1 pseudogene is annotated in these 1,100 nt (G+C 69.7%); it reads right to left on the reverse strand.

Annotated features, from left to right (window positions below):
- A pseudogene (locus ACHBTE_RS35705) lies at positions 1-1,100 on the reverse strand (alpha-1,4-glucan--maltose-1-phosphate maltosyltransferase); the annotation flags it as partial.

Consider the following 1,100-nt stretch of genomic DNA (forward strand, 5'->3'; position numbering starts at 1 on the left):
AGGGGGGTGAGGGTGCGGCCCTCGCGTTCGGCGGTGGCCCAGTCGCGGGGGCGCAGCTGGTACTTCTCCGAGTGCAGGTACTCCTCGCTGCCCTCGCGCAGGGCGGTGTTCTCGCACAGTTCGTAGCCGCTGTAGATGCCCCAGGTGGGCGAGAGGGTGGCGGCGAGCACGGCGCGGACCTCGAAGGCGGGCCGGCCGCCGTGCTGGAGGTAGGCGTGCAGGATGTCGGGGGTGTTGGCGAAGAAGTTGGGCCGCATGTAGGCCGCGGCCTCCCCGGACAGTTCGCTCAGGTACTCGGTCAGTTCCTGTTTGCCGGTGCGCCAGGTGAAGTAGGTGTAGGACTGCTGGAAGCCGATCTGGGCCAGGGTGTGCATCATGGCCGGCCGGGTGAACGCCTCCGCCAGGAAGATCACGTCGGGGTCGGTGCGGTTGATGTCCGCGATCACCCGCTGCCAGAACACGACCGGTTTGGTGTGGGGGTTGTCGACCCGGAAGATCCGCACCCCGTGGGCCATCCAGTGCCGCAGCACGCGCAGGGTCTCGGCGATCAGGCCGTCCATGTCGGCGTCGAAGGCGATGGGGTAGATGTCCTGGTACTTCTTCGGCGGGTTCTCGGCGTGGGCGATGGTGCCGTCGGGGCGGTGGTGGAACCACTCGGGGTGTTTGTGGACCCAGGGGTGGTCGGGGGAGCACTGCAGGGCGAAGTCCAGGGCGATCTCCATGCCCAGGTCGCGGGCGGCGGCGACGAAGTGGTCGAAGTCCTCGATGGTGCCCAGGTCGGGGTGGACGCTGTCGTGGCCGCCCTCGGGGGAGCCGATGGCCCAGGGCACGCCGACGTCGTCGGGGCCGGCGGACAGGGTGTTGTCCGGGCCCTTGCGGAAGGTGGTGCCGATGGGGTGGATGGGGGGGAGGTAGACGACGTCGAAGCCCATCGCGGCGATCGCCGGCAGGCGCCGTTCGGCGGTGCGGAAGGTGCCGTGGGGCTGTCGGGGGGTGCCCTCGGAGCGGGGGAAGAACTCGTACCAGGAGCCGTACAGGGCGCGTTCGCGTTCCACCAGCAGCGGCAGCGGATCCGACGACGTCACCAGATCCCGCAACGG

Source organism: Streptomyces sp. M41, from assembly GCF_043673425.1.
GTDB lineage: Bacteria > Actinomycetota > Actinomycetes > Streptomycetales > Streptomycetaceae > Streptomyces.